Annotated in this window: 23 protein-coding genes; 17 read left to right on the forward strand and 6 right to left on the reverse strand. The window is 69.3% G+C overall.

Features of this window, described 5'->3' with window-relative positions; translation table 11 throughout:
• The first annotated feature begins 147 nt into the window (after nucleotides 1-147).
• From dnaK to KO481_RS30015, 6 genes are read left to right on the forward strand one after another with little or no spacing between them, the layout of a single operon-like run.
• The gene (dnaK, locus tag KO481_RS29990) at nucleotides 148-2,046 is read left to right on the forward strand and encodes a molecular chaperone DnaK (protein WP_215921748.1); all 1,899 of its coding nucleotides are present in this window, start codon (nucleotides 148-150) and stop codon (nucleotides 2,044-2,046) included.
• The gene (locus KO481_RS29995) at nucleotides 2,043-2,558 is read left to right on the forward strand and encodes a nucleotide exchange factor GrpE (RefSeq protein WP_215921749.1); all 516 of its coding nucleotides are present in this window, start codon (nucleotides 2,043-2,045) and stop codon (nucleotides 2,556-2,558) included. The genes dnaK and KO481_RS29995 overlap by 4 nt, the downstream gene beginning before the upstream one ends.
• Complete coding sequence (locus KO481_RS30000; RefSeq protein WP_215921750.1) at nucleotides 2,558-3,475, forward strand: DnaJ C-terminal domain-containing protein; 918 nt, start codon at nucleotides 2,558-2,560, stop codon at nucleotides 3,473-3,475. Before KO481_RS29995 ends, KO481_RS30000 begins: the two co-directional genes overlap by 1 nt.
• Entirely contained in the window at nucleotides 3,472-3,810 is a 339-nt protein-coding gene (locus KO481_RS30005) for a chaperone modulator CbpM (protein ID WP_245401691.1), read from the forward strand. The genes KO481_RS30000 and KO481_RS30005 overlap by 4 nt, the downstream gene beginning before the upstream one ends.
• Nucleotides 3,810-6,452 carry an ATP-dependent chaperone ClpB gene (gene clpB / locus KO481_RS30010; RefSeq protein ID WP_215921752.1) on the forward strand — a complete coding sequence of 881 codons (2,643 nt, stop codon included), beginning with the start codon at nucleotides 3,810-3,812 and terminating at the stop codon, nucleotides 6,450-6,452. Before KO481_RS30005 ends, clpB begins: the two co-directional genes overlap by 1 nt.
• Nucleotides 6,449-7,387 carry a Dyp-type peroxidase gene (locus KO481_RS30015; protein ID WP_215921754.1) on the forward strand — a complete coding sequence of 313 codons (939 nt, stop codon included), beginning with the start codon at nucleotides 6,449-6,451 and terminating at the stop codon, nucleotides 7,385-7,387. Before clpB ends, KO481_RS30015 begins: the two co-directional genes overlap by 4 nt.
• 13 nt (nucleotides 7,388-7,400) lie before the next feature.
• Here KO481_RS30015 and KO481_RS30020 read toward each other — a convergent pair whose 3' ends face one another.
• The 4 genes from KO481_RS30020 to KO481_RS30035 form a co-directional block, all read right to left on the reverse strand.
• Nucleotides 7,401-7,712 (reverse strand): hypothetical protein, encoded by a 312-nt coding sequence (locus KO481_RS30020; RefSeq protein ID WP_215921756.1) that lies wholly within the window; start codon nucleotides 7,710-7,712, stop codon nucleotides 7,401-7,403.
• A gap of 41 nt (nucleotides 7,713-7,753) precedes the next feature.
• The gene (locus tag KO481_RS30025) at nucleotides 7,754-8,677 is read right to left on the reverse strand and encodes an NADP-dependent oxidoreductase (RefSeq protein WP_215921758.1); all 924 of its coding nucleotides are present in this window, start codon (nucleotides 8,675-8,677) and stop codon (nucleotides 7,754-7,756) included.
• Nucleotides 8,678-9,031: 354 nt separating this feature from the next.
• On the reverse strand, nucleotides 9,032-9,454 hold the full coding sequence (locus KO481_RS30030; protein ID WP_215921760.1) for a VOC family protein: 423 nt from the start codon (nucleotides 9,452-9,454) through the stop codon (nucleotides 9,032-9,034).
• Nucleotides 9,451-10,296: an NmrA family NAD(P)-binding protein gene (locus KO481_RS30035; protein WP_215921762.1), complete on the reverse strand. Its 846-nt coding sequence runs from the start codon at nucleotides 10,294-10,296 to the stop codon at nucleotides 9,451-9,453. The genes KO481_RS30030 and KO481_RS30035 overlap by 4 nt, the downstream gene beginning before the upstream one ends.
• Before the next feature lie 75 nt (nucleotides 10,297-10,371).
• On the opposite strand from KO481_RS30035, the gene KO481_RS30040 reads away from it, so the two are divergent.
• The 5 genes from KO481_RS30040 to recN all read left to right on the forward strand — a co-directional run bounded on the left by KO481_RS30040 (nucleotide 10,372) and on the right by recN (nucleotide 15,361).
• On the forward strand, nucleotides 10,372-11,280 hold the full coding sequence (locus KO481_RS30040; RefSeq protein ID WP_215921764.1) for an AraC family transcriptional regulator: 909 nt from the start codon (nucleotides 10,372-10,374) through the stop codon (nucleotides 11,278-11,280).
• Between the two features lie 159 nt (nucleotides 11,281-11,439).
• Nucleotides 11,440-11,742 carry a hypothetical protein gene (locus KO481_RS30045; protein ID WP_215921766.1) on the forward strand — a complete coding sequence of 101 codons (303 nt, stop codon included), beginning with the start codon at nucleotides 11,440-11,442 and terminating at the stop codon, nucleotides 11,740-11,742.
• Between the two features lies 1 nt (nucleotide 11,743).
• Nucleotides 11,744-12,559: a TlyA family RNA methyltransferase gene (locus tag KO481_RS30050; protein WP_215921768.1), complete on the forward strand. Its 816-nt coding sequence runs from the start codon at nucleotides 11,744-11,746 to the stop codon at nucleotides 12,557-12,559.
• Nucleotides 12,556-13,602, forward strand: coding sequence for an NAD kinase (locus KO481_RS30055; protein ID WP_215921769.1), 1,047 nt, complete (start codon nucleotides 12,556-12,558; stop codon nucleotides 13,600-13,602). Before KO481_RS30050 ends, KO481_RS30055 begins: the two co-directional genes overlap by 4 nt.
• Nucleotides 13,580-15,361, forward strand: a complete 1,782-nt coding sequence (recN, locus tag KO481_RS30060; RefSeq protein ID WP_215921770.1) for a DNA repair protein RecN — start codon at nucleotides 13,580-13,582, stop codon at nucleotides 15,359-15,361. The genes KO481_RS30055 and recN overlap by 23 nt, the downstream gene beginning before the upstream one ends.
• Nucleotides 15,362-15,368: 7 nt before the next feature.
• Here recN and KO481_RS30065 read toward each other — a convergent pair whose 3' ends face one another.
• Nucleotides 15,369-15,788 (reverse strand): SRPBCC family protein, encoded by a 420-nt coding sequence (locus KO481_RS30065; RefSeq protein WP_215921771.1) that lies wholly within the window; start codon nucleotides 15,786-15,788, stop codon nucleotides 15,369-15,371.
• 210 nt (nucleotides 15,789-15,998) lie between these two features.
• On the opposite strand from KO481_RS30065, the gene steA reads away from it, so the two are divergent.
• The 5 genes from steA to KO481_RS30090 all read left to right on the forward strand — a co-directional run bounded on the left by steA (nucleotide 15,999) and on the right by KO481_RS30090 (nucleotide 23,945).
• The gene (gene steA / locus KO481_RS30070) at nucleotides 15,999-17,210 is read left to right on the forward strand and encodes a putative cytokinetic ring protein SteA (RefSeq protein ID WP_215921772.1); all 1,212 of its coding nucleotides are present in this window, start codon (nucleotides 15,999-16,001) and stop codon (nucleotides 17,208-17,210) included.
• 10 nt (nucleotides 17,211-17,220) lie between these two features.
• Nucleotides 17,221-18,150 carry a copper transporter gene (locus KO481_RS30075; RefSeq protein WP_215921773.1) on the forward strand — a complete coding sequence of 310 codons (930 nt, stop codon included), beginning with the start codon at nucleotides 17,221-17,223 and terminating at the stop codon, nucleotides 18,148-18,150.
• 216 nt (nucleotides 18,151-18,366) lie between these two features.
• Complete coding sequence (locus KO481_RS30080; RefSeq protein ID WP_215921774.1) at nucleotides 18,367-21,372, forward strand: putative bifunctional diguanylate cyclase/phosphodiesterase; 3,006 nt, start codon at nucleotides 18,367-18,369, stop codon at nucleotides 21,370-21,372.
• 130 nt (nucleotides 21,373-21,502) lie between these two features.
• Nucleotides 21,503-23,230, forward strand: a complete 1,728-nt coding sequence (gene pyrG, locus KO481_RS30085; protein WP_215921776.1) for a CTP synthase — start codon at nucleotides 21,503-21,505, stop codon at nucleotides 23,228-23,230.
• A gap of 70 nt (nucleotides 23,231-23,300) precedes the next feature.
• The gene (locus KO481_RS30090) at nucleotides 23,301-23,945 is read left to right on the forward strand and encodes an NUDIX domain-containing protein (RefSeq protein ID WP_215921778.1); all 645 of its coding nucleotides are present in this window, start codon (nucleotides 23,301-23,303) and stop codon (nucleotides 23,943-23,945) included.
• A gap of 8 nt (nucleotides 23,946-23,953) precedes the next feature.
• On the opposite strand, the gene KO481_RS30095 is transcribed toward KO481_RS30090, so the two are convergent.
• A complete protein-coding gene (locus tag KO481_RS30095; protein ID WP_215921780.1) occupies nucleotides 23,954-24,232 on the reverse strand; it encodes a hypothetical protein in 279 nt (92 codons plus the stop codon).
• Nucleotides 24,233-24,321: 89 nt separating this feature from the next.
• Between KO481_RS30095 and xerD the strand changes: the two genes are divergently transcribed.
• Entirely contained in the window at nucleotides 24,322-25,248 is a 927-nt protein-coding gene (xerD, locus tag KO481_RS30100; RefSeq protein ID WP_215921781.1) for a site-specific tyrosine recombinase XerD, read from the forward strand.
• Nucleotides 25,249-25,814: the final 566 nt, after the last annotated feature.

Below are 25,814 nucleotides of genomic sequence, written 5' to 3' on the forward strand. Positions count from 1 at the left end.
GCCTACCGAAGTCGTTGACCACGCGAACAAGACCATTTCCGGACCGCCCCGGGACGTTTCCCACGTGCGTAGCGTTGCTCGTGCTCCGCGCACCGTTGTCCGCCCACGGACGGCGGTTCCCCTTCGATCGGCGGATTGAGGAATCGAATGGCTAAAGCAGTCGGCATCGATCTGGGCACCACCAACTCGGCGGTCGCAGCGACTATGGAAGGCGGGCGCGTGGAGATCCTCGCGAATGCCGAGGGCGGGCGCACCACGCCGTCCGTGGTCGCCTTCACCGATGACGGTCAGCGCCTGGTCGGTCAGGTGGCCCGGCGTCAGGCGATCATGAATCCGGACGCGACGATCTATTCCGCGAAACGATTCATCGGTCGCAAATGGGACGAGGTCGACGACGAGTCGAAGATCGTGTCCTACAAGGTCGACAAGGGACCCAACGACGCGGTCCGGTTCGACGTCCGTGGGCGCCAGTACGCACCCGAGGAGATTTCTGCGCAGGTGCTGCGCAAGCTCGTGGAGGACGCGAGCAAGGTGCTCGGCGAGAAGATCACCGAGGCGGTCATCACCGTCCCGGCCTACTTCAACGACGCACAGCGGCACGCGACCAAGGACGCCGGGAAGATCGCCGGGCTCGAGGTACTACGGGTGGTCAACGAGCCCACCGCGGCCGCACTCGCCTACGGCCTGGAGAAGAAGGGCGCGGAGACCGTGCTGGTCTACGACCTCGGCGGCGGCACCTTCGATGTCTCGATTCTCGATGTCGGCGACGGCGTCGTGGAGGTCCGCTCGACCAGCGGCGACGGTCACCTGGGCGGCGACGATTTCGACAAGCGCGTCGTCGACTGGGCCGCCGAGGAGTTCCAGAAGGACCAGGGGATCGACCTGCGCAAGGACGCGCAGGCCCTGCAACGCCTGTACGAGGCCGCGGAGAAGGCCAAGGTGGAACTGTCCACGACCACCACCACGACGATCAATCTCCCCTTCATCACCGCCGACGCATCCGGTCCCAAGCACCTGAACCTGACCCTCTCGCGGGTGAAGTTCGACCAGTTGACGGAGTCGCTGGTCGAGCGCACCCGCAAGCCCGTCCAGCAGGCCCTGGCCGATGCCAAGCTGACCGCTCACGACATCGACGAGGTGATCCTGGTCGGCGGTTCGACCCGCATTCCGGCCGTCCAGGAGCTGGTGCGCCGGCTCACCGACGGCAAGGAACCGAACATGTCGGTCAACCCGGACGAGGTGGTCGCGATCGGCGCCGCCCTGCAGGCCGGTGTGCTCAAGGGTGACGTGGAGAATGTCGTCCTGCTCGACGTGACGCCGCTGTCCCTGGGCCTCGAGACGATGGGCGGGGTGATGACGAAGGTCATCGAGCGCAACACCACCATCCCGGCTCGCCGCAGCGAGGTGTTCTCCACCGCCGAGGACAACCAGACCAGTGTCGACGTGGTGGTCCTGCAGGGCGAGCGCGAGCTGGCGGCCGACAATCGCCAGCTGGCGCGGTTCCGCCTCGAGGGCATCCGCCCGGCTCCGCGCGGCGCGCCGCACATCGAGGTCACCTTCGACACCGACGCCAACGGCATTCTCAATGTCTCCGCCAAGGACAAGGACACGGGCCTCGAGCAGAAGGTCGAGATCACCGAGTCGGCGAATCTGATAGCCGAGGACATCGATCGGATGGTCGCCGAGGCGAAGGAACACGCGGCGGAGGACAAGACGCGCCGGGACGAAGTCGACGCGCGCAACCAGCTCGACGGCATGGCCTATCAGGTGGAACAGCTGCTGACGCAGTATCGGGATTCGGTGCCGGTGAACGAGAAGGCCCGTGCCGAGCAGCTGGTCGCGGACGCGAAGTCGGCCGTGGACGACAAGGCGGGGCTCGACCGGGTGCGTCCGCTGATCGCCGATCTGCAGCAGATCGTGCACACGCTGCCGGCCACGGCCGCCGCGGCGCAGTCGGCGGCGGCGGGCGCGGGGAGCGGGCCGTCGGCGGGCGGTACGCAGGGTAGCGACGACGACGTCGTCGACGCCGACTTCACCCGCGAATGAACGCCGAGGAGACCGCCGCCGAGTCGACCGACACGGGTGAGCACGCCGAGGCTGCCCCGCCGGCCGACGAGATCGCGGCGCTGCGGGACGAGCTGGCCACGACCCAGGACCGCTACCGGCGCGCCCTCGCCGACCTGGACAACTACCGCAAGCGCACCGAACGCGAGGCCGAGCGGCAGGCGGCCGCCGCCCGGAACCGGATGCTGCACGAATGGCTCGACGCGGTCGACAGCGTCGAGCGCGCCCTGCAGATGGAGCCGGGCGATCCCGGACTGAGCGCGGTGCTCGAGCAGATGAACGCCATCCTCGCTCGCAACGGCGTCGCCCGCATCGATGCCGCCGGCACCCGGTTCGATCCGCAACGGCACGAGGCGATCGCGGTGGTCCCGGTCGATGATGCCGCCGACCAGCTGATCGCGCAGGTCGCGCGCTCGGGCTACACGAACCGGGACGGCGAGATCATCCGGCCGGCGCAGGTGGTCGTCGGCAGGCGGAAGACGGACGGTGGCTGATGCCCGTCGGCTATCAGGACTATTACGAGACGCTCGGCGTCGCCCGGGACGCCACCGAGGACGACATCCGCCGCGCGTACCGCAGCCTGGCGCGCAAGCACCACCCGGACGTGAACAAGGATCCCGAAGCGGAGGACCGGTTCAAGCGGATCTCGGAGGCGTACGAAGTACTGCGCGATCCGGACAAGCGAGCGCAATACGACCGGCTCGGCGCCGATTGGCGTGCGGGACAGGATGTTTCCAGTGATCCCGGCTTCGGCGGGGGATACGCCGGGGACGTCCACTTCGGCGGCGGCGCCGACTTCAGCGATTTCTTCGAGCAGCTGTTCGGGGCCGGTCGGGCCGGCGCGCGGGCGCGCGGCCCGCAGGGCTCGGCGAGTTATCCGATGCGCGGCGCGGACCATGAGGCCGATCTCGACCTCACGCTCGCGGAGGCCGCCGCCGGCGGACACAAACACCTGAGTTTCGCGGACGGGCGCGACTACGACGTCCGGATACCCCCGGGCGTCCGGGACGGCCAGCGCATCCGGCTGGCCGGTGAGGGCGGGCCGGGCCACGACGGCGGCCCGGCCGGTGACCTGTTCCTGCGGGCCCGCATCGCACCGCATCCCCGGCTGCGCCGCGAGGGCGACGACCTGCACGTGGATGTGCTGGTCTCGCCGTCGGAGGCGGCGCTGGGCGCGAGCGTGCCGGTGCCCACGCTGACCGGGACGGTGAAGGTCCGGGTCCCGGCCGGCTCGTCGAGCGGGCGGACGCTGCGCCTGCGCGGCCAGGGCATGCCGAACACCCGCGGCGAATCCGGAAACCTGTTCGCTCACATCCAGATCGCCGTGCCCAAGCATCTCGACGACGAGCAGCGCGAGCTGTACCAGAAGCTCGCGGCCACGCACTTCGATCCGCGGGAGGAATCGGCATGACAGCACCCCGGACCCGGGCACTGGTCGCCGTGCAGCGCCTCGACGCCGACGGCACCCCGCTGGTGACCCTGGACGTCGTAGCGGTGGAGTCGGGTCTACATCCCGAACTCGTGCGCCGGCTCGTCGCCCTCGGCGCGCTCGAGCCCAGCGGGAGTCCCGAACGGCCACTGTTCCGCCGCGATTCCGCCGCCCGGCTCGCGCGGATCCAACGGCTCCGGATCGATCTGGGCCTGAACTACGCCGGGGCCCTGCTCGCGGCTGACCTGATCGCGCGCATCGACGCGCTGGAACACCTACTCGCTCACCGGCATGCGGGATCGGAGAGGAACACCTGATGGCGCCCACCAATTTGACCGAGAAGTCGCAGGAGGCCCTGCGCGACGCGCAGTCGCTGGCGCTGGAGAACCACAACACCGAGGTCGGTGCCGATCATCTGCTGCTGGCACTGCTCGACCAGCCCGACGGCCTGGTGGGCCGGCTGCTCGACCGGGCCGATGTCGACGTCGCCACCCTGCGGCGCCGGGTGGCCGAGGCGATCGCGCGGCAGCCGAAGGTGTCCGGTACCGGCGGGTCCGCGCCGGTGCACACCTCGCGGGCGCTGAACGAGGTCCTGGTCGCCGCGGGGCGCGAGGCGGAACGGCTGAAGGACGAATACATTTCGGTCGAACATCTGCTCCTGGCGATGTGCGACAGCGGTAGCCGCAATCCGGCCGGGCGGCTGCTCGGCGAGCTCGGGGTCACCCGCGCCCGGGTGCTCGAGACGCTCGCCCAGGTCCGCGGCAGTCAGCGGGTCACCAGCGACAATCCCGAGAGCTCGTACGAGGCGCTCGACAAATACGGCCGGGACCTGGTCGCCACGGCCCGCAGCGGCGCCCTGGACCCGGTGATCGGCCGCGACGCGGAGATCCGCCGGGTCATCCAGATCCTCTCGCGCAAGACCAAGAACAATCCGGTGCTCATCGGCGAGCCGGGCGTCGGCAAGACCGCCGTCGTGGAGGGGCTCGCGCAGCGAATCGTGCGCGGCGACGTCCCCGAGGGCCTGCGCGACAAGACGATCTTCGCGCTCGACATGGGCGCGCTGGTGGCCGGCGCCAAATACCGGGGCGAGTTCGAGGAACGCCTCAAAGCCGTTCTGCACGAAGTGAAGTCGGCGGACGGGCGGATCCTGCTGTTCATCGACGAGCTGCACACTGTGGTCGGCGCGGGCGCGGCCGAGGGGTCCATGGACGCGGGCAACATGCTCAAGCCGATGCTCGCGCGCGGCGAACTGCACTGCATCGGCGCGACGACACTGAACGAGTACCGCCGCTACATCGAGAAGGACGCGGCGCTCGAGCGGCGCTTCCAGACCGTCATGGTGGACGAACCCACCGTCGAGGACACGATCTCCATCCTGCGCGGCCTGCGCGAGCGGTTCGAGGTCCACCACGGCGTGCGGATCCAGGACGCGGCGCTGGTCGCGGCCGCGGTCCTGTCGCACCGTTACATCACCGATCGTTTCCTGCCGGACAAGGCGATCGACCTGGTCGACGAGGCGTGCGCGGTGATCCGCACCGAAATCGACTCCATGCCCGCCGAACTCGACCAGATCACCCGGCGGGTGATGCAGCTCGAGATCGAGGAGGCCGCCCTGGACAAGGAGACCGATGCAGCCTCCCAGGAGCGGCTGCGGGATCTGCGCAAGGAACTCGCCGATCAGCGTGCGCAGGCCGACGCGATGACCGCGCAGTGGGAGTCCGAGCGCAGCGCCATCCGCAAACTCCAGACCCTGCGGTCGGAGATCGAACAGGTCCGGCACCAGATCGAGGAGGCCGAGCAGGGCTACGACCTCAATCGCGCGGCCGAACTGCGGCACGGCACGCTGCCCGAGCTGGAACGCCGGCTGCACGGCGAGGAGGAACGGCTCGAGCAGAAGCAGGGCGGAGACCGGCTGCTGCGCGAAGAGGTCACCGCCGACGAGATCGCCGAGATCGTCGCCCGCTGGACGGGCATTCCCGTCACGCGGCTGGTGGAGGGCGAGCGGCAGAAGGTGCTCCGGCTGGACAGCGTCCTGCACGAACGGGTCGTCGGGCAGGACGAGGCCGTCCGGCTGGTCACCGATGCGGTCGTGCGCGCCCGCTCCGGGATCAAGGATCCCCGCCGGCCCATCGGGTCGTTCCTGTTCCTCGGGCCGACCGGCGTCGGCAAGACCGAACTCGCCCGGGCCGTCGCGGCGACGCTGTTCGACGCCGAGGAGAACATCGTCCGACTGGACATGAGCGAATATCAAGAGCGCCATACCGTCAGCCGGCTGGTCGGGGCGCCGCCCGGCTACGTCGGTTTCGAGGAGGGCGGGCAGCTGACCGAGCAGGTCCGCCGCAAGCCGTATTCCGTGGTGCTGTTCGACGAGATCGAGAAGGCGCACCCCGACGTGTTCAACACGCTGCTGCAGATCCTCGACGACGGCCGGCTCACCGATTCGCAAGGGCGGACAGTCGATTTCCGCAACACCGTGATCATCATGACCGCGAACATCGGCTCGATGCATCTGCTCGACGGCATCGGCGAGGACGGCGAAATCACCGAGAGCGCACGGGAATTGGTGATGAGCGAACTGCGTGCCCACTTCCGCCCGGAGTTCCTGAACCGGATCGACGACATCATCCTGTTCAAGCCGCTGTCGCTGTCGGAGATCGAGCAGATCGTGGATCTACAGGTCGCCGACCTCCGCCGGCGGATGGCCGATCGCCGGCTGAGCCTGGAGCTGACCCCGGCCGCGCGCGAGCTCATCGCGCGCGAGGGCTACGACCCCGTCTACGGGGCGCGGCCGTTGCGGCGCTTCATCTCTCACGAGGTCGAGACCAGCATCGGCCGCGCCCTGCTCACCGGCGACATCCACGACGGCGCGGTGATCACCCTGGACACCGACGACGACCGGCTGGTGACGCGCGTGGCCAATCCGGAGCCCGCCGAGGAGCGGCAGGCGGTCGGTGTATGACCAAGGCGCCGGCCGAATCTCAGCACATCGCGCCACCCGCGACGGCGTCCGCGCTGTTCCTGGTGCTCGAGGTCGGCGCCGATCCGGCGGCGCTCGCGCGGGCCCGGGCGGTCCTGGCCGCCACCGATGACCTCGTCGGGGACATACTCGTCCGGGCCGGTGAAACCACCTTCGGATGCACGGCCGGGATCTCGCACCGGCTGTGGGAGCCGCTCACGCACACCGCCGCGCCTCGGGAACTGCACCCGTTCAAGGAGTTTCGCGGCGCGGCGCACGCGGCGGTGTCGACGCCCGGCGACCTGCTCTACCACGTCCGATCGGACTCGACGGATCTGATCGTCGAGTTCGAGAAGATCCTGCTGTCCCGGTTCGGGGATGCGGTGACCGTGGTGGACGAGGTGACGGGATTTCGCTACTTCGACGGTCGCGATCTGCTCCAATTCGCCGACGGCACAGCCAATCCGAACGGCGCCGCGCTGCTGGAGGACATCGTCGTGGGCGACGAGGATCCCGATCACGCGGGCGGAAGCTATGTGGTCGTGCAGAAATATCTGCACGACCTGGCCGCCTGGGAACGCGAGACGACCGAAACCCAGCAGCGGATCATCGGGCGCACCAAATTCGACAATGTGGAGCTCCCCGACGCCACCGCGGGCCAGAAGGCGCACAAGACCCTGTGCACCATCACCGACGACATCGGCGAGTACGACATCCTCAGGGACAACATGCCGTTCGCGGTTCCCGGCCGAAATGTGTACGGCACCTACTTCATCGGGTATTCGCGCCGGCTCTGGGTGATCGAGAAAATGCTGGAGCGCATGTTCCTCGGCGATCCACCGCCCCTGCACGACCGCATCCTGGACTACTCGACGGCCGTCACAGGGGTGAGTTTCTTCGCCCCCGCACGCGGCTTCCTGTCCGGTCTGGACGGCTGAATTCGGGCACACCTCATGGCGCTGAATGCTCGGTGGCGCGACGGCGATGCAGCAACCCCGCGATGACGATGATCCCCGCCACCCCGGCGACTACCTCGCCAGCCACCACAATCCAGTAGCTGCGGCCGAAATTCGTGCCCGGCAAGGCATCCGGCGGCGCGGGAGTCGGACCGCGCAGCAGGGTGACGAGCAGGCCGAGGAACACCGCGATCGCGAGTCCTCGCAGCGAAACATCGACGATCAACGGCAGCGCACCGGCGTTCGCCTCGACGAACGCGAGTCCGAACGCGCCGCCGATGATTCGTGCTCTCTGATCCCCTGTCATACATCCAGTTTCGCCTGTGCGGTGCCGGATGCGTCACGATCTCAGTTTTCGATCACGCGGATGATCGTCTTGCCGGGTGTGCGGTTCTTCGAGGCGAACACCGCGGGCGCCTCGGCCAGTGGGTGGACGGCGCCGACGCCCGGGGTGATGCGGCCGTCGCGCACGCGGGCCGCGAGCTCGGTGAGCTGGGCGCGGTCGGATTCGACGACGAAGAAGATCGCGCGCCCGTTGGTCGGTTGCACCCGGGGCGGTGCGGCGATCGTTACCAGCGTCCCGCCGGCCCGGACGAGGGCGGCCGAGCGGTCCAGGATGTCGCCGCCGATGACGTCGAATACCACGTCGACCTCGCCGGCGTCGGTGAGCGGCTCGGTCTCCAGGTCCAGGAAGGCGTGTGCGCCGAGTTCGAGCGCGCGGCCGCGGTCGCGGGCCCGGCCGGTGCCGATGACGCGGGCGCCGATCTCGCGGGCCAGTCGCGTCGCGATCGACCCGACCCCACCCGCCGCGCCGTGGATCAGGACGATCTGGCCGGGGTGCAGGCGGGCATGATCGAACAGGGCCTGCCAGGCGGTCAGCCCGGAGATCGGCAGTGCGGCGGCAGCGGTGTGGTCGATGTCGGCCGGCAGCGGCGCGAGATTGCGGGCCTCCACGGCGACGTACTCGGCCAGGGTGCCGTCGCGAGTCCAGTCGGCGAGGCCGAACACTCGCTGCCCGATGGTCAAACCCGTAGTGCCATAACCCAATTCGGCCACCTCGCCGGACAGTTCGTGCCCGGGCACGCTGGGTGTGCGATCCCGACCGGCGCGGTCGGTCCAGGTGCCGGGCCACGTCAGCTCGCCGGGCGTGAAGCCCGCGGCGTGCACTCGCACGATCACATCGTTCTCGGCCGCACGCGGATACGGCAGATCGGATGTCAGGGTCATTCCCGCGACTCCGGCGTCACGATCCCGAACGGTGATGCCTTTCATGAAGCGTCCTCCCTCGCGTGTGTGGTCGTCAGGGAGACGAGGCGGCCGTCCTGGAGGTGACCACGTGGATCTGAGGGCGGGCTCGCCACCGACCTGGACGAACTCTATCCGGTCCGGCCGCCACCGACGCCCGACCCGCACCATGACCTCGGCGTCCCGCTGACCGCCGGTGATGAGTTCGTGTGCTGCGGCGACCCCGACCTCGGCCATGCCATCGTCGACGTCGAGCCCCGGCCCGCCGGGACCCTCCACGCCCTCGGCGACGGATACAACCGCTCGTCGTAATGCCCACCGGGGCCGCAATTCTCAGGCGCCCCTCGGGCGCTGGACGCCCGGTCAGGCTTGCCGAAACATCTACCGTGTTGTGTTCCATGCCTTGTGGACGAACTCGAGGCGGTTGCCGTCGGCGTCGCGCACGTTGGCGGCGTAGTAGCCGGGTGCGAAGTAGGTTCGATCGGCCGGTTCGCCTTCGTCGATTCCGCCTGCGGTGATGGCTGCGGCATATGCGGCGTCGACCATCTCGTTGCTGTCGCAGACGATTCCGAGGTAGAGGCCCGTCTCGCCGGGTGTGCGCCGTCGCAGCCAGATGCTCGACCCGACCCGCTTGCCCGAGATGTAGTCGGCGTCGCCGATGCCGAACAGGTCGGGTACGGTGTCCGGCCCGGAGGAGGCGCTGTAGTTTCCGAACGCACGCCAGCCCACGGGGGCGAGGGCTCCGAGATAGAACGCGAGTGCGGTGTCGATATCGGTGACGGAGATGTAGACGTGGTCGATCATTCTGCGTCCTTCCATGCGGAGGCGTTGGCCCGGGTGAACTCGTCGAAGGTTCGTGCGGGGTGGCCGGTGATCTTCTCGACGGTGTCGTTGGGCCGGGAACCGTTGCCCGCTGCGATCGTTGCGGTCAGCTGCCGCAGGACAGCGCCGTACTCGGCCGGGATCCCGGTTGCCAGGACACCAGCGACCCAGGTGTCGCGGTCCGGGTCCTGGTGAACGAATGACCGGCCGGCGGCTCGGCCGATGATGGCGGCGGCATCGGCGACGGTGAGGGCTTGCGGGCCGGTCAGGCTGTACTCCGCAGCGGCGTGCGCACCTGGATCGGCGAGCGTGTCCGCGGCGACGGCTGCGATGTCTTCGACGTCGATGAACGCCTCGCTGCCGTTGCCGGTGGGTACGACGACGGCACCGTCGATCGGCCGCAGGAATGTTTCGCTGAAGTTCTGCATGAACCACGCCGGACGCAGAATCGTGTGGCCGAGCCGTCGGCGATCGATCAGGTCGAGTTCGACTGCCCGGGTGGCGACTTGCTCGGGCGCGTGTTCCATTCCGTAGGCGCTCAGGAAGGTCACGTGCTGGACCCCGGCCGCCTCGGCGGCATCGAGGAACACCGCGACATCCGGGGCGAAGTCGGTGCGCAGGACAGGTGCCATCAGATAGATGCGGTCGACGGATTCCACTGCCGCGGCGTAGGTTTCGCGGTCGCTCCAGTCGAAGTCGATGTCGGCGCCGGACCTCGCGGCGGTGCGGACGGCGACGGCGCGCTGTGCGAGGTGGGAAACGACGCGGGAGCCGGTCTTGCCGGTCGCCCCGAGGACGAGGATGGTGGGCAGGTTTCCATTCATGTCTCCAGCCTGTACCGCCTGTATGTGTGTATCAATGCGTGATCCGATCCGATTGCAACGCGATACGCTCATCCTGTGGACCTACTGCAGGACTATTTGGTGCGGGCTCGGGCGTCGGGCGCGGTGTTCGCGCGCTCGGTGGCGTTGCCACCCTGGGGGCTGACCTTGCCCGGCTCGATTCAGCTCTCGCTGCACACGGTACTGCGCGGCCATGCGTGGCTGTGGCTCGACGACATCACCGAAGCCCATCGCCTGTTCCCGGGCGACCTCGCCATCGCTGTCGGCGGGCGCGACCATCACATCGCCGACGAGCCGAATCCGGCGAGCTGCGTGTCCCACGAACAGTTCTGGGCACGGGCATCGATATCCGACGCCACCGATCCCGAAGCGTCGGTCTTCTTGTGTGGCGCCTACCGGCTCTCCGGCGATGTCGGCCGGAGCCTGATCCAGGCGCTCCCGCCCCTGCTGGTCATCCGGCCATCCGCACACGACCAGGTGCACGACGTCGTATCCCTGATCTCGCGGGAACTCCAGCAGTCGGCGCCGGGTAGCCAAACCGTTCTCGACAGGCTCCTGGACGTCCTTCTCGTGCTCGTCCTGCGCGCGTCCTACGACCAGAGCTCCACCGCGCCACGCTGGTACCGCGCCGCCGAAGATCCCCGACTCGGCCGAGCCCTCCGGGCGATGCACGAACGGCCGGACCGCGGCTGGACCGTCCCGCAACTCGCGCAACTCACCGCGATGTCACGTGCAACGTTCGCCCGCAATTTCGAGCGCGCGCTCGGCCAGACCCCGATGCAATACCTCACCGACTGGCGCCTCACCCTTGCACGCGACTACCTCCTGGCCGGAGAACTCACCCTCGACCAGATCGCTCGTAAGACCGGATACACCTCACCCAACGCCTTCGCGGCAACCTTCCGACGACACCACGGCCTACCACCCGGTCGCTGGCGCGAGGCGAACACGGCAGAGCCTCGATAGCGCCGCCCGGTCGTCGTGCTGGAGCGAATCCTGGGAACGAAGTAAACACGTAGCCGGAAGCGGGGTTACCTTTGTGACCGACCGCGATCGGGTGGACTCGGCTCGGAATCCGCCTGGTACGTGTGTTCGAATTCGAACTCCGGTAGCGTTGTCGGCACCATGACTACGTCGACGTCGCATCCGCAGCAGCCGGGCCCCGGGCCCCGGCCGGGAGTTCCGTTGCCCGGGCAGCACCTCGGGGGCGCCGATCCGGCGGAATTCGCCGATCCGGCGACGGTGCGCGCGGAGGTCGAGGCGTTGCTGGCGGAATTGACTGCGGGACCGCGCGTTCCGGGGGAGCAGGCGCAGGATCTTGGGGTGAGTTCGCCGGGCGCCGGCGTCGAGATCACCCGCCGCGCCCACATCCTGGAGCAGGCGCACGAGGTCCTGGTTCAGGCCCTGACGACGGTGGACAAGATCTGAGGTGGCCAGGCGCGCTCGGGTGGACGCGGAACTGGTTCGCCGCGGATTGGCACGCTCGCGTGAGCATGCGGTCGAGCTGATCGGTGCGGGCCGTGTCCTCATCAACGGTACGGTCGCCTCGAAACCGGCCACGGCCGTCGAGACGGGTACCCCGCTCGTCGTGCGCGAGGAGCCCGACGAGGTGCAGTGGGCCTCGCGCGGTGCGCACAAGCTGCTGGGTGCGCTCGAGGCGTTCGAACCACAGGGGTTGACGGTGTCCGGCCGGCGCTGCCTGGATGCGGGGGCCTCGACCGGCGGATTCACCGATGTGCTGCTGACCCGCGGCGCGCGCGAGGTAGTAGCGGTGGATGTCGGTTACGGCCAGCTGATCTGGCGGCTGCAGAACGACGAGCGGGTGCGTGTCTTCGACCGCACGAACGTCCGGGCGCTGGAGCCCGAGGCCATCGGCGGCGAGGTCGAGCTGGTCGTGGCGGATCTGTCGTTCATCTCCCTGGGGCTGGTACTGCCCGCGCTGGCCCGCTGCTGTGCGGCCGGCGCGGACCTGCTGCCGATGGTGAAACCGCAATTCGAGGTCGGCAAGGAGCGGGTAGGCTCCGGCGGTGTGGTGCGGGATCCGGCGTTGCGGGCCGAATCGGTGCGCGGGGTGGCGGCCGCGGCCGCGGAGCTGGGGCTGCGCACCCGAGGTGTCGTGGCGAGCCCGCTGCCCGGGCCGTCGGGCAATGTCGAATACTTTCTGTGGCTGAGTAAACGGAGCAGTGGGGCAGAGGTGGATGTGAGCGCATTGGTGGAGCGCGCGGTGCAGGAGGGCCCACAGTGACCGCCCACCACGCATTCCCGAGGAACCGGGAGATCCTGCTGGTGGCCCATCCCGGCCGCCCCGAACTCACCGAGACCGCGCACAGGATGGCGAAGATCTTCGACGACGCGGGCATCGGCCTGCGGGTGCTGGCGGACGAGGCGGACAGCACCCGGCTCGACTGCGACGAGACCGGCGAGCCGGACGGCTACCCCGTGCGCGCGGTCGCCCACGCCCCGGGCGCCGCGGTCGGCTGCGAAATGGTGCTCGCGCTCGGTGGCGACGGCACCTTCCTGCGCGCGGCCGAGATGGCCCGCCCCGCGCGGGTGCCGGTACTGGGAATCAACCTGGGCCGCATCGGATTCCTCACCGAGGCCGAGGCCGACCACCTGGACGAGGCGCTCGCGCAGGTCGTGCACGGCGATTACCGCCTCGAGCAGCGGATGACGATAGATGTCAGTGTCCGGGTCGATGATGTGGTGGTGGAACGCGGCTGGGCACTGAACGAGGCGAGCATCGAGAATGCCGTCCGCATGGGCGTGCTGGAGTTGGTACTCGAGGTCGACGGCCGCCCGGTGTCGCAGTTCGGCTGCGACGGAGTGCTGATCGCCACCCCGACCGGTTCCACCGCCTACGCCTTCTCCGCCGGCGGCCCGGTGGTGTGGCCGGAGCTCGAGGCGTTGCTGGTGATCCCGAGCAACGCGCACGCCCTGTTCGCGCGGCCGCTGGTGACCAGCCCGGATTCGCGGATCGCGGTGGAAACCGTTGCGAGCGGGCATGATGCGGTGGTGTTCCTGGACGGCCGTCGTACCCTGGCGTTGCCGCGGGGCGCCCGGTTCGAGGCGGTCCGCGGCGCCGAGCCGGTGCGCTGGGTGCGGCTGGATTCCGCGCCGTTCACCGACCGGATGGTGCGCAAGTTTCAGTTACCCGTGACAGGCTGGCGCGGGCCGTCCGAGCGGACGGGCACGCAGGAGGCGCCCTGCGACGACGCGGCGCAGCCCGGGTCAGGCGGCATTGAGGACAGCCGAACGGAGAGCTCGAGTGCTGACAGAGATCAGGATTGACGGTCTTGGCGTTATATCCACCGCCACAGCGCAATTCCATGCGGGGCTGACCTGTCTGACCGGTGAGACGGGCGCCGGCAAGACGATGGTGGTGACCAGCCTGCACCTGCTCAGCGGCGCCCGCGCGGACGCCGGACGGGTGCGCCGCGGCGCCGCCCGGGCGGTGGTGGAGGGCCGGTTCACCGTCGAGGAGGTGCACGCCGGCGCCCGCGACGAGGTCGAGAAGGTGCTGGAATCGGCTGGGGCGCAACGCGACGACGACGGCAGCATCATCGCCGTGCGCACCGTCGGCAGCGACGGCCGCTCCCGCGCGCACCTGGGCGGGCGCGGCGTGCCCGCGGCGGTGCTGTCGGATTTCACCGCGCCGCTGCTGACCGTGCACGGCCAGAACGATCAGTTGCGGCTGCAGCGCCCCGATCAGCAGCTCGCGGCGCTGGATCAGTTCGCGGGCGAGTCGACCGCGGCGCTGCTGCGCAAGTACCGGCTGGCGCGGCGCACCTGGCTCGATGCCCGCAACGAGCTGCTCGAGCGCACCGCGCGCAGCCGGGAACTGGCGCTCGAGGCCGATCGGCTGAAGCACTCCCTGGACGAGATCGATTCCCTCGCACCGGAGCCCGGCGAGGACGAGCGAATCGTCGAGGAGGTGCGCAGGCTCTCGGATCTGGATTCGCTGCGCGAGGCCGCGACCGCCGCGCACGATGCGCTGGCCGGTCCCGCCGATGCGCCCGGTGAGGGCTCGGGCGCGCTGGATCTGCTGGGCGTGGCGCGGGCGCGGCTGGAGTCGTCCGAGGACCGGGTGCTGTCCGAGCTTGCGCCGCGGCTGGGCGATGCGGTGTCGGTGGTGGTCGATCTGACCACCGAGCTCAGCACTTACCTGTCGGATCTGCCGTCGGATCCGGGCGCGCTGGATTCGCTGCTCAACCGGCAGGCCGAATTGAAGACGCTGACAAGGAAATACGCGCCCGACATCGACGGCGTGCTGGCCTGGGCGCACGACGCGCGCGGGCGCCTGGATTCGCTCGATGTCTCCGAGGATGCCTTGGCCGCACTGTCCGCCGAGGTCGAATCGGCCGCGGAACAGGTGCGCGAGGCGGCGCGCAAGCTCACCACCGCGCGCACCAAGGCCGCCAAGAAGTTGGCGGCGGCGGTGAGTTCGGAATTGGGCGGGCTGGCGATGGGCCGGGCGAAGCTCGAGGTGCAGGTGCGGCCGGTGCCCGCGAGCGCGCAGGATTCGGCGCCGATCATGCTGGGCGGCAGCGAGTTACACGCCGGATCCAGCGGCGTCGACGAGGCGGAGTTCCGGCTCTCGGCGCATTCGGGCGCGCAGTCGCTGCCGCTGAGCCGCAGCGCCTCGGGCGGTGAGCTGTCGCGGGTGATGCTGGCCCTCGAGGTCGTGCTCGCCAGCTCCGAGCACGGCAGCACCATGGTGTTCGACGAGGTCGACGCCGGTGTCGGCGGGCGGGCCGCGGTGGAGATCGGGCGGCGCCTCGCGCAGCTCGCGCGCACCCATCAGGTGATCGTGGTGACCCACCTGCCGCAGGTGGCCGCGTTCGCGGATACACATCTGGTGGTCGACAAGGTCGACGACGGCAAGGGCGTCAACAGCGGCGTGCGCACCCTGACCACCGAGGAGCGGGTCGTGGAGCTGGCCCGCATGCTGGCCGGTCTCGACGACACCGAGACCGGCCGCGCTCATGCGGAGGAGTTGCTGGCGACCGCTCGCTCCGAGAAGGAGGCGGTCGCCCCGGCGGCTGGCTGAAGCGTGGTTATTTCACAGCCTTGCGGGCCGCGGCCAGGAACGGGTTGATCAGACCGCGCAGGGCCAGCTCGGTGAGCCGGTCCGGGACCGGGATCTTGGGCTCGGAGTCCATGCGGTAGGAGACCAGGGTGCCGCCGTCGGCGTCGGCGAAGGTGATGACGCCGATGTGGCGCTTCACCGGGGCGCCGGCCACGATCTTGTATGCCATGCGCTCACCGGGCACCAGTTCGGTGGTCTCCTCGGTGATCCCGACGCCGCCGAGGCCGACCAGGTAGCGCGCGCCCACGCCCGAACGCTCGGTGTCGCCGGGCTTGCGCAGGGTGAAGTTGATCGGCAGGTAGGCGTTGAGGCTGTCGCGTTCGGTGAAGAGCTTGTAGACGACGTCACGGGGCGCGGAAATCACCGTGTCGATGGTGGTGCTGGCCATGGTCGAGTCTCCTTCTGGGCGGGCCGAGCGAGAACAAGTTCCTGTGACTGGTAGTCGCATCAATGTGCCGTCGGCACAGCATAGCGGTAGGCCGTCGGCGCCTGTTCTGTCCGATGTGCGAACCGTCACCCTGCCGACCGTAAGGAATGTGACAGATCATGCGGCGCGCCTCCAGCAAAGGTTGAGAGTTCGGGTTAACCATCGGATGCCATGAGGATGCTGGCGCTGTTGTCGAGGACCAACGAAACGCTGCCGGGGCTGACGGGCATGGCCCGGGTCGATCGCAACACCCGGCGCCTCCTCAAGCGCGTGGGCCCCGGCGATATTGTGCTACTCGACGAGATGGACCTGGATCGGCTCACCGCCGACCGGCTCGTCGCGGCGGGCGTGGCGGCGGTGGTCAACGTCTCCCCGTCGATCTCCGGGCGCTATCCCAACCTCGGGCCGGAGGTGCTGGTGGCCAACGGAATCCTGCTGCTGGACGCCGTGTCCAACGATGCCTTCGCCAAGATCAAGGACGGTGCCAAGGTCCGCGTCTGCGCGGGCGTCGTCTATGCCGACCGGCTCACCAAGAAGGAGCCCGAGGTCCTGGTGGAGGGCATCGAGCTCACCGAGGCGACCATCGCCGAACGCATGATCGCGGCCAGAAAGGGACTCTCCGATCATCTGGAGGCCTTCGCGGGCAATACGGTCGAATTCATCCGCACCGAAAGTGCGCTGCTCATAGATGGTTTCGGGGTGCCGGAGCTGGAATTGACCATGCGCAACCGGCATGTCGTCGTGGTGGCCGATGGGCCCGAGCACGACGACGGGCTACGGGGGCTCAAGCCGTTCATCAAGGAGTACGCGCCGATCCTGATCGGGGTCGGGCGCGGCGCGGACACGCTGACCAGGCGCGGGTACCGGCCCGATCTGATCGTCGGGGATCCGGAGGAGATCACCGCGACCACCCTCAAGTCCGGCGCCGAGGTGATCCTGCCCGCGGACACCGACGGACACGCCAAGGGCCTCGAGCGCATTCAGGATCTGGGCATCGGCGCGACGACATTCCCGTCCTCGGGGTCCGCGGCCGATCTGGCCCTGCTGCTGGCCGATCACCACGGCGCGGCGCTGATCATCACCTGCGGTGCGGCGGCGTCGCTGGACGACTTCTTCGATCGCGGCCGCCGCGAGTCCAATGCGGCCACCTTCCTCACCCGGCTCAAGACCGCGCCCAAGCTGATGGATGCCACGGCGGTCGCGACGCTGTACGGGCACCGGTCCTCCGGGTGGGCCGTGGCGCTGGTGGTGCTGGCCGCCCTCGTCGCACTGAGCGTCGCGGTGCTCGCCACGCATTCCGGTGGCGCGGCGCTGGATTGGGCATTCGTCGCCTGGCACCACGCCAAGGGCTGGGTGCATCAGCTGCTGAACAGGCAACAATAAAGGGGGACAATTGATTTCGCTACGCCAGCATGCCGTTTCGGTCGCCGGGATCTTCCTCGCTCTGGCCATCGGACTGGTGCTCGGCGCGCATTCGGGTGTGCTGGGTTCGTTGCGTCCGGGGCATCGCGATATGCAGCCGAGGGTGGATGCCCTGACCGCGCAGAACGCCCGGCTGACCGGTCAGCTGGCCGCGTCCGACGCATTTCTGTCCGGCGCGGAGGCGCGGCTGCTGGGCGGTGCCCTGGCCGGCCACAGTGTGCTGGTGTTCAGTACCCCGGACGCCGACGGTGCGGATGTCGACGCGGTGAGCAAGGCGCTCACGGCCGCGGGTGCGACGGTGAACGGCGTGATAGCCCTGGCGAACCCGTTCGTGGATTCCGGCCAGGGCGACCGGCTGCGCACGGCGGTGACGAACATGATCCCCGCCGGGGCGCAGCTACAGACCGAGTCGCTCGATCAGGGCAGCATGTCCGGGGACCTGCTGGGTGTGGCGCTGCTCACCGATCCGGGCGACGGCCACGAGCGCGCCACGCCCCAGGAGCGCGGGCTGATCCTGGACACGCTGCGCAGCGGTGGTTTCCTGAACTACACCCAGGTGCGTCCGGCGCAGCTGGCGGTCGTGGTGACCGGCGAGGGAGCCGAGGCCGCGGAGAACGATCAGGGCTCGATCATCGCCCGGTTCGCAGCCGGGCTGCGGGGACGCGGCGTGGGCACGGTGCTGGCGGGCAGGGCCGGATCCGCGGAGGGTGCCGGTCCGATCGCGGCCGTGCGCTCGGACGACAAGTTGAACGCCGCGGTCACCACCGTCGATAATGTCGATCATGAAATCGGCAGGGTGACAACGGCTCTCGGGCTGAGTGAGCAGTTGAAGGGTGTGACCGGCCGATACGGCACGGGCGCGAAGGCGAACTCGCTGACCGTGGCCGCGATGCCCAGCTAGTGCGGCGCGGGCTGCGTGATCGCCACCACAAACAACCGGATGGCCGCCTGACGGCGTTGACGTAACTTTAGGTACCAGATACATTTCGTTGCGAATCAGTTGCTGAAATCTGTCTGGGCCCGCGGTTACCCTGTCCGGCCGCCCATCGGCCCGGCGGTGGGAACGGTTCGGTCCGAACCCTCTCCCCGCCGGTCCTGACTAGGAGGTTCGGCCGGGATGTCCGGTATTCCGCAGTCCGTGCGCGCTGTCGCGATCGGCTACGGACTGCTCGTAGCGGTGCTATTGCCAGCCGCCGCGTTCTGGCGCGGTGACGGCGGGGTGAGCTGCTGGCTCGTGCTGGCGACGGTGAGCGTGGTCGTGATCGGGCTCGGCCCCTGGCTGCGCGGGTCGCCGCGGCCGCGGCTGTGGGGGCGCGCCGCGCAGCTCAGCGCCATCGGGGTGGTGGCGGTGGCGCTGTATCGCATGGTCGACACGCAGGCGCATCCGCCGAACCCGATCGGATTCGCGCTGCTGGATGCGGTGCCCTATCTCTGCGCGGTGGCGATCGCGCTGATGCTGCTGCCGGGCCGGGCCGGGCGCGGGGCGTGGTTCGGCGACCTGGATCCGCTGATCCTGTTTCTCACCCTTTTCATCGTCGTCGGGACGCTGGCGCTGCTGCTGTCCACGCCACGGCACCAGTCGCCCGCCGAGACCGCGGTGCTGATCACGTATGTGGTGTTCGACGTGCTGATCGTCGCGATCCTCGGCATGCATCTGCGGCGGGACCGCGACCGGCTGGGCGCCCAGGGGAACCTGGTGTTCGGCGGGGTGATGCTGCTGATGGTCGCCGCGGTCGGCATCGGCGCCACCGACGTGCGCGGCTACCACATTCCGCTGCGCCCGCTGCACGCCGCGTGGCTGGCGGGGCTGGTGCTGGTCGCGGCGGCCGCGCTGGTGCCGGCCCCCGCCGCGCTCACCGCTGACCCGGCGCAACGCCGGATCCACCGGCCCACCGGCACGGTGATCGTCATCCTGCTGGTTGGTCCGGCCCTCGAGCTGGTGGATCCAGGGTTCACGAATGTGGTCACCCTGCTGCTGGTCGTGGTCGTCGGCCTGCTGCTGACCGAGACCCGCCAGCGGATCGACAACGAACGCACGATCCGCCACGCGGCGGCGGCCCTGGCGGCAGCGCCGGACGTGCCGGACATTCTGTCGGTCACCCTGACCGCGGCGGTCCGCTGCGGCGACCGGCTCGATCGCATCGTGCTCTGCGCGGACGGGCCCGGCGGACTGCGGATGGTGTCCAGCGATCCCGCCGACGAGCACCGCGCCGGCGGGCCGGACGGAATGCGGCCCGCCGAGGCGATCGCTCTCGTCTTCGGCGACACCGGCCACACCATGGTGTATGCGCCGGTGGCGCCCGGTGAGGCCGCGCCGGTTGTGCTCGGCGTGGCCGGGGAGGACGGGGCGCCGCCACGCGCACGGGGCCTGCTGGAGCTGCTGGTCGCGCAGGCCGGTCAGGCCGTGCAGCGGGTGGCGGTGACCGACGAGCTGACCCGCCGGGCCGGCGAGGAGTACTTCCGGACATTGGTCGCCAATGCCTCCGACATGATCCTGACCGTCGATGCGGACGGCGGGATCGGCTATGTCAGCCCCGGCGCCCACATCCTGACCGCCGGAAGCGAGGCGGGCTCGGTCGATCTGGTTCAGGCGCTGGGGCCGGGCAATGCGCGCGAGGTCCGGGAGCTGTTGCGCACCGAGGCGGGCCACGGGGGCACCGGCGCTCCGTTGCATTGGCACCTGGCGGTCGGGCAGGCCACGCTGGAGGCCGACGTCCGGATCGCCGATCTGCGGGCGGACCCGCGGGTGGGTGCGCTGGTGGTGACCATGCGCGATGTCACCTCCCAGGCCCGCCTGTACCGCGAACTGCACCGCCTGGCCTTCCACGACGACCTGACGGGCCTGGGCACCCGGGCCGGTTTCGCGCAGCGGTATGCCGACGCCGCCACGGGCCCCGCTGCCGCGCCGCTGGTGCTGGCCGTCGACATCGACGGATTCACCGAACTCAACCAGCTGCACGGGCGCGCGGCCGGAGACCGGGTGCTGGTGGCGGTCGCCGAGCGCCTGGCCCGGGTGCGCGGATATGCGGCGCGGGTGAGCGGGGGCCGGTTCGCGCTGCTGGTCGACCCGCGCACGCCCGATGACGACGACGATGCCCCCGGCATACCGGACTGGGATGCGGATGCCGAGGCGCGGCTGCTGCACGAAACCCTGTCCGGCCCACTGGATTTGGACAGTACGCGGATCTCGGTGACGGTGAACGTCGGTGCCGCCACCACCGTGGGGGTCCTGGACGCGGACGAGGCCCTGGAACATGCCGGGCTCGCCGAGGCCGAGGCGCGCCAGGATCGCCACCGCCGTTGGCGCGCATACGATCCCGCGATGCTCGCGGCGGTGCGTGAGCACGACGAACTGCGCCGGGACCTGGCCGCTGCGATCGCCGAGGACAGGCTGAGCGTGCACTATCAGCCGTTCGTCGATCTGCACACCGGCCGGGTCGTCGGCTTCGAGGCCCTGGCTCGCTGGGAGCACCCCGAGCGCGGTTCGCTCATGCCCGGGGATTTCATCCCGCTGGCAGAGGACACCGGGCTGATCGGCCCGCTGGGCAACTGGATTCTGCGCCGTGCGGTCCGCGATACCGCGGGGCTGCGCTTCCTGCCCGGCGGGGATCGAATTCACGTGTCGGTCAACATCTCCGCGCAGCAGCTGGCCGATCCGCGGTTCGTGGACGAGGTGTCCGCCAGCCTGCGCACGACGGGGCTGCCGCCCGGCGCGCTGGGCCTCGAGGTGGTGGAGAACTCGGTGCTCGACCACGACGGCGATGTCGCGGTACTGCGGGAATTGCGCGCCCTGGGCATCATGCTCGCGATCGATGACTTCGGCACCGGGCATTCCGCGCTGAGCTACCTGCTCGGCCTGCCGTTCCAGGCCCTGAAGATCGACAGGTCCTTTGTTACCGCGATCGACGGCGATCCGCGGCGGATGGGCCTGGTGCGCGCCATCGTCGCGATTGCCGACTCGCTCGGGCTGACGGTGATCGCGGAGGGAATCGAGACCGCGGCCGATCGTGCCGTGCTCGCCGACGCGGGGTGCCGGTTCGGGCAGGGCTTCCTGTTTTCGCAGCCGGTTCCGCTGGCGGACGCGAGGGAGCTGCTGGGACGAACGTGGCCGAGCGAATGCTGAATGATTGCCCGAGGGGCTGGTGGTGTCACAGCAACCGATGGGGTTGATGTGACATATGTGTTCAGCGATCGCTCCGCAACCGCGCGTGCCGTTCGATTCGGTGCCGATTTCCGTGTTAACGTGAAGACCCGTGGGTCAATCACGGATTCCGGCGCGAACGGCTACCAAGCACATCTTCGTCAGTGGTGGCGTCGCCTCCTCTCTGGGTAAGGGCCTGACGGCCTCCAGCCTCGGTCAGTTGCTCACCGCGCGCGGTCTGCGCGTGACGATGCAGAAACTCGATCCCTATCTGAATGTCGATCCCGGCACCATGAACCCGTTCCAGCACGGCGAGGTGTTCGTGACCGAGGACGGCGCCGAGACCGATCTCGACGTCGGCCACTACGAGCGGTTCCTGGACCGCGAACTGTCCCAGGACGCGAATGTCACCACCGGACAGGTCTATTCGTCGGTGATCGCCAAGGAGCGGCGCGGGGAATACCTCGGCGACACCGTCCAGGTGATCCCGCACATCACCGACGAGATCAAGTCGCGCATCCTGGCGATGGCGGCGCCCGACCGCGACGGCAACGCCCCCGACGTGGTGATCACCGAGATCGGCGGCACCGTGGGCGATATCGAATCGCAGCCGTTCCTGGAGGCCGCGCGGCAGATCCGGCACGAGGTGGGCCGCGACCACTGCTTCTTCCTGCACGTGACGCTGGTCCCGTACCTGGCGCCGTCGGGCGAGCTGAAGACCAAGCCGACCCAGCATTCGGTTGCGGCACTGCGCAATATCGGCATCCAGCCCGACGCGCTGATCCTGCGCTGCGACCGGGACGTGCCGCAGCCGCTGAAGAACAAGATCGCTCTGATGTGTGACGTCGAGGTGGACGCCTGCATCTCCACCCCCGACGCGCCGTCGATCTACGACATCCCGCGGGTGCTGCACCGCGAGGGCCTGGACGCCTACGTGGTGCGCCGGCTCGGGCTGCCGTTCCGCGACGTGGACTGGACGGTGTGGGGTGATCTGCTCGATCGGGTGCACAACCCGCGTGAGCAGGTGACCGTCGCGCTGGTGGGCAAGTACGTGGATCTGCCCGACGCCTATCTGTCGGTGACCGAGGCGCTGCGCGCGGGCGGATTCGCCGCCAAGGCCAAGGTGAACATCCGCTGGGTGCAGTCCGACGAGTGCGAGAGCGCCGCGGGCGCGCAGGCGCACCTGACCGATGTGGACGCGGTGCTCATTCCGGGTGGTTTCGGCATCCGCGGCATCGAGGGCAAGGTCGGCGCGATCCGCTACGCCCGCACCCGCGGCATCCCGCTGCTGGGCCTGTGTCTGGGCCTGCAGTGCGTGGTCATCGAGGCGGCGCGTTCGGTCGGGCTCGAGGACGCCAATTCGGCCGAATTCGAGCCGGACACACGGCATCCCGTCATCTCCACGATGGCTGATCAGGAGCAGGCCGTGGCCGGCGAGGCCGACCTCGGCGGCACCATGCGGCTGGGCGCGTATCCGGCGCTGCTGGAACAGGGTTCGGTCGTCGCGCACGCGTACGGCGCCACCGAGGTGTCCGAGCGGCACCGGCACCGCTACGAGGTGAACAACGCCTACCGCGCCAAGATCGCCGAGAGCGGGCTGAAATTCAGCGGCACCTCGCCCGACGGGCACCTGGTCGAATTCGTCGAGCTGCCCGCGGACAAGCACCCGTTCTTCGTGGCGACCCAGGCGCATCCGGAACTCAAGAGCCGACCCACCCGCCCGCATCCGCTGTTCGCGGCGCTGATTCAGGCCGCGCTGAAATACAAGGCGGCGGAACGGCTTCCGATGGACGTGGACGGCGACGTCGAGCTGGACGAGGACGAGCGCGTCGCGCCCTGAGTCGCGGATGACCGGTACTGTTGTGGGCCGAGCGTGCCGACGAAGCGGCCGAGTGAACGGTGGGAACGACATGAGTGAGCCCGGAACGCATGAATTCCGGACGATATCCAGCCGCATCGTCTATTCGGGCGCGATCGTGGCGTTGCGGCTGGATCAGGTCGAGATGCCGGGCGGGCGGATCGCCGAACGCGAGGTGATCGAGCATCACGGCGCCGTCGCGGTCACCGCGGTGGACGCCGATGGCAATGTGGTGCTGATCAACCAGTACCGGCACCCGCTCGGGCGCCGCCTGCTGGAACTGCCCGCGGGGCTCCTGGACGAGCCGGGCGAGGATCCGCTCGACGCGGCCCGGCGTGAACTGGCCGAGGAGACCGGTCTGGCCGCGCACAGCTGGTCGGTGCTGGTCGACGTCGCGCTGTCGCCGGGCTTCACCGACGAGGCGCTGCGCGTGTATCTGGCCACCGACCTCTACGAAACCGACCGCCCCGAGCCGGAATTGGAGGAGGCGGACCTGCAGATCGTCCGGATGCCGGTCGCCGAGGCGGTCCGCGCGGCGCTGTCGGGCGAGATCGTCAACGCGACCGCCGTGGCGGGCGTGCTGGCGTTGTCCACCGCCCGCGGGGGCGATGTCGAGCTGCGTCCGGCCGATGCCCCCTGGCCCGGCATGCCCACCGCCTTCCTCGACCGCAAGGCGGGCCGGCCGCACACCCCGTGACTCCGGGTTCAGTCGTCGGGGTGCTCGATCAGACCGCAGGCGACGGGAAACGACTGCAGGAATTCCCGTCGCCCGGGGTCCGATTCGGCCTCGGCCAGCTCCGTCAGCACGGTCAGGAACCGGTCGAGCTGGTCGTCGGGTAGCCGTTGCAGCACGTCGGCCACGCTCTCCAGCATCTTGACCGCGGTGTCGGGGTCCACCTCCTCGTCCCCGCATTCGGCGAGGAATCGCACGACGTCGACGACCAGTCCGGTGAGGACCGGGACTATCGGGTCCGTATCAATCACCCCGGCAACCTATCCGAACCGAGTGGGAGCGGAATGGCGCGCAGGCGTTTCGGTCCGGGATTGTCGGTGGCGGCTGTCATGATGGGGCCGTGTTGCAGCCCGAGATCGACGCGTACCTCGACCACCTGGCGGTCGAGCGCGGGGCCGCGCGCAATACGCTCAGCGCGTACCGGCGGGATCTCGGGCGGTATCGGGAGTTCCTGGAGCAGCGCGGTATCGCGGGGCTCGAGGGCGTAACCGAGGGCGATATCGGGGATTTCACGGTGTCGCTGCGGGCCGGGTGGCACGGGTATCCGCCGCTGGCGGCCAGTTCCGCGGCGCGGGGGCTGGTCGCGGTGCGGGGGCTGCATCGGTTCGCCGCGGCCGAGGGAATCACGGCCGGGGATGTCGCGCACGCGGTCAAGCCGCCGACTCCGGCCCGGCGGCTGCCCAAAGCGCTTCCGTACGATCAGATTTCGCGCCTGCTCGAGGCCGCGGGCGGTTCCGGTGCCGCGGACGGGGGCCCGCGCGGGCTGCGCGATCGCGCGATGCTCGAGCTGCTGTATTCCACCGGCGCAAGGATTTCCGAGATCATCGACCTGGATGTCGACGATATCGACGCCGACGAGCGTGCGGTCGTGCTGCACGGCAAGGGCGGCAAACAGCGCATGGTGCCGATCGGCCGCCCCGCGCTGGATGCGCTGGACGCCTACCTGGTGCGCGGCCGCCCCGCACTCGTGGTGCGCGGCAAGGGAAATCCCGCGCTGTTCTGCAACGCGCGCGGGGGCAGGCTCTCGCGCCAGAGCGCCTGGCAGGTCCTGCAGTCCGCCGCCGACCGCGCCGGGATCTCGGCAACGGTGTCCCCGCACACCCTCCGGCACTCCTTCGCCACGCACCTGCTGGACGGCGGTGCGGATGTGCGTGTGGTGCAGGAGCTCCTGGGCCACGCCTCTGTCACCACGACGCAGATCTATACCCTGGTCACCGTGAACACCTTGCACGAAGTCTGGGCCACCGCCCACCCTCGCGCGCGCTGACTCCGGGCGCCGCCTTGTAGTCCAGCAGCGACCCCGAAGTCCTCGTCAGGCATGCGTTTGCTGACCCATGGGGGCCTGGGACGGAATGGGTTCATCGTGACCGCTATTCAGAGGGCTGGCCGGCGTGGAGCATCCGTTCGGCGATGGCTTGGATGCGGTCGAGTGTGATCCCGGTCCGCTGTTCGACGGCCGGTGGTTGATCCGTAGGTTCCAGACCTGTGGAAATCTGTGTGATTTGTATCACTTGAATGTTTCAAAGGGGTGTAGTCGGCTGATTTCGTGCTTCACTTCCCTGAAGTGATCTTGGACGGCTGGTGGGGCCGGAGCTTTTGGGGGAGTTATGAATTCAGGTCCCGGTCGTTGGTCATCACTGCGCACGACGTGTATCGCGTTGTCGACGGGCTGGAGTGACTCGACAGTGCGTGCCGCGGGAAGCCGCACTCACCCTCGTAGTCGGGTGAGGTTGCGCCGGTTGATGTTCGGGTTGCCGTGATGGTCTCGGCGCATCGATGGCGCTGGTGGCGTTGTTGTACCCCGCCCATGGCGAAGCCGAGCCCGCCGCATCA

The organism is Nocardia albiluteola (assembly GCF_018860155.1).
Lineage (GTDB): Bacteria > Actinomycetota > Actinomycetes > Mycobacteriales > Mycobacteriaceae > Nocardia > Nocardia albiluteola.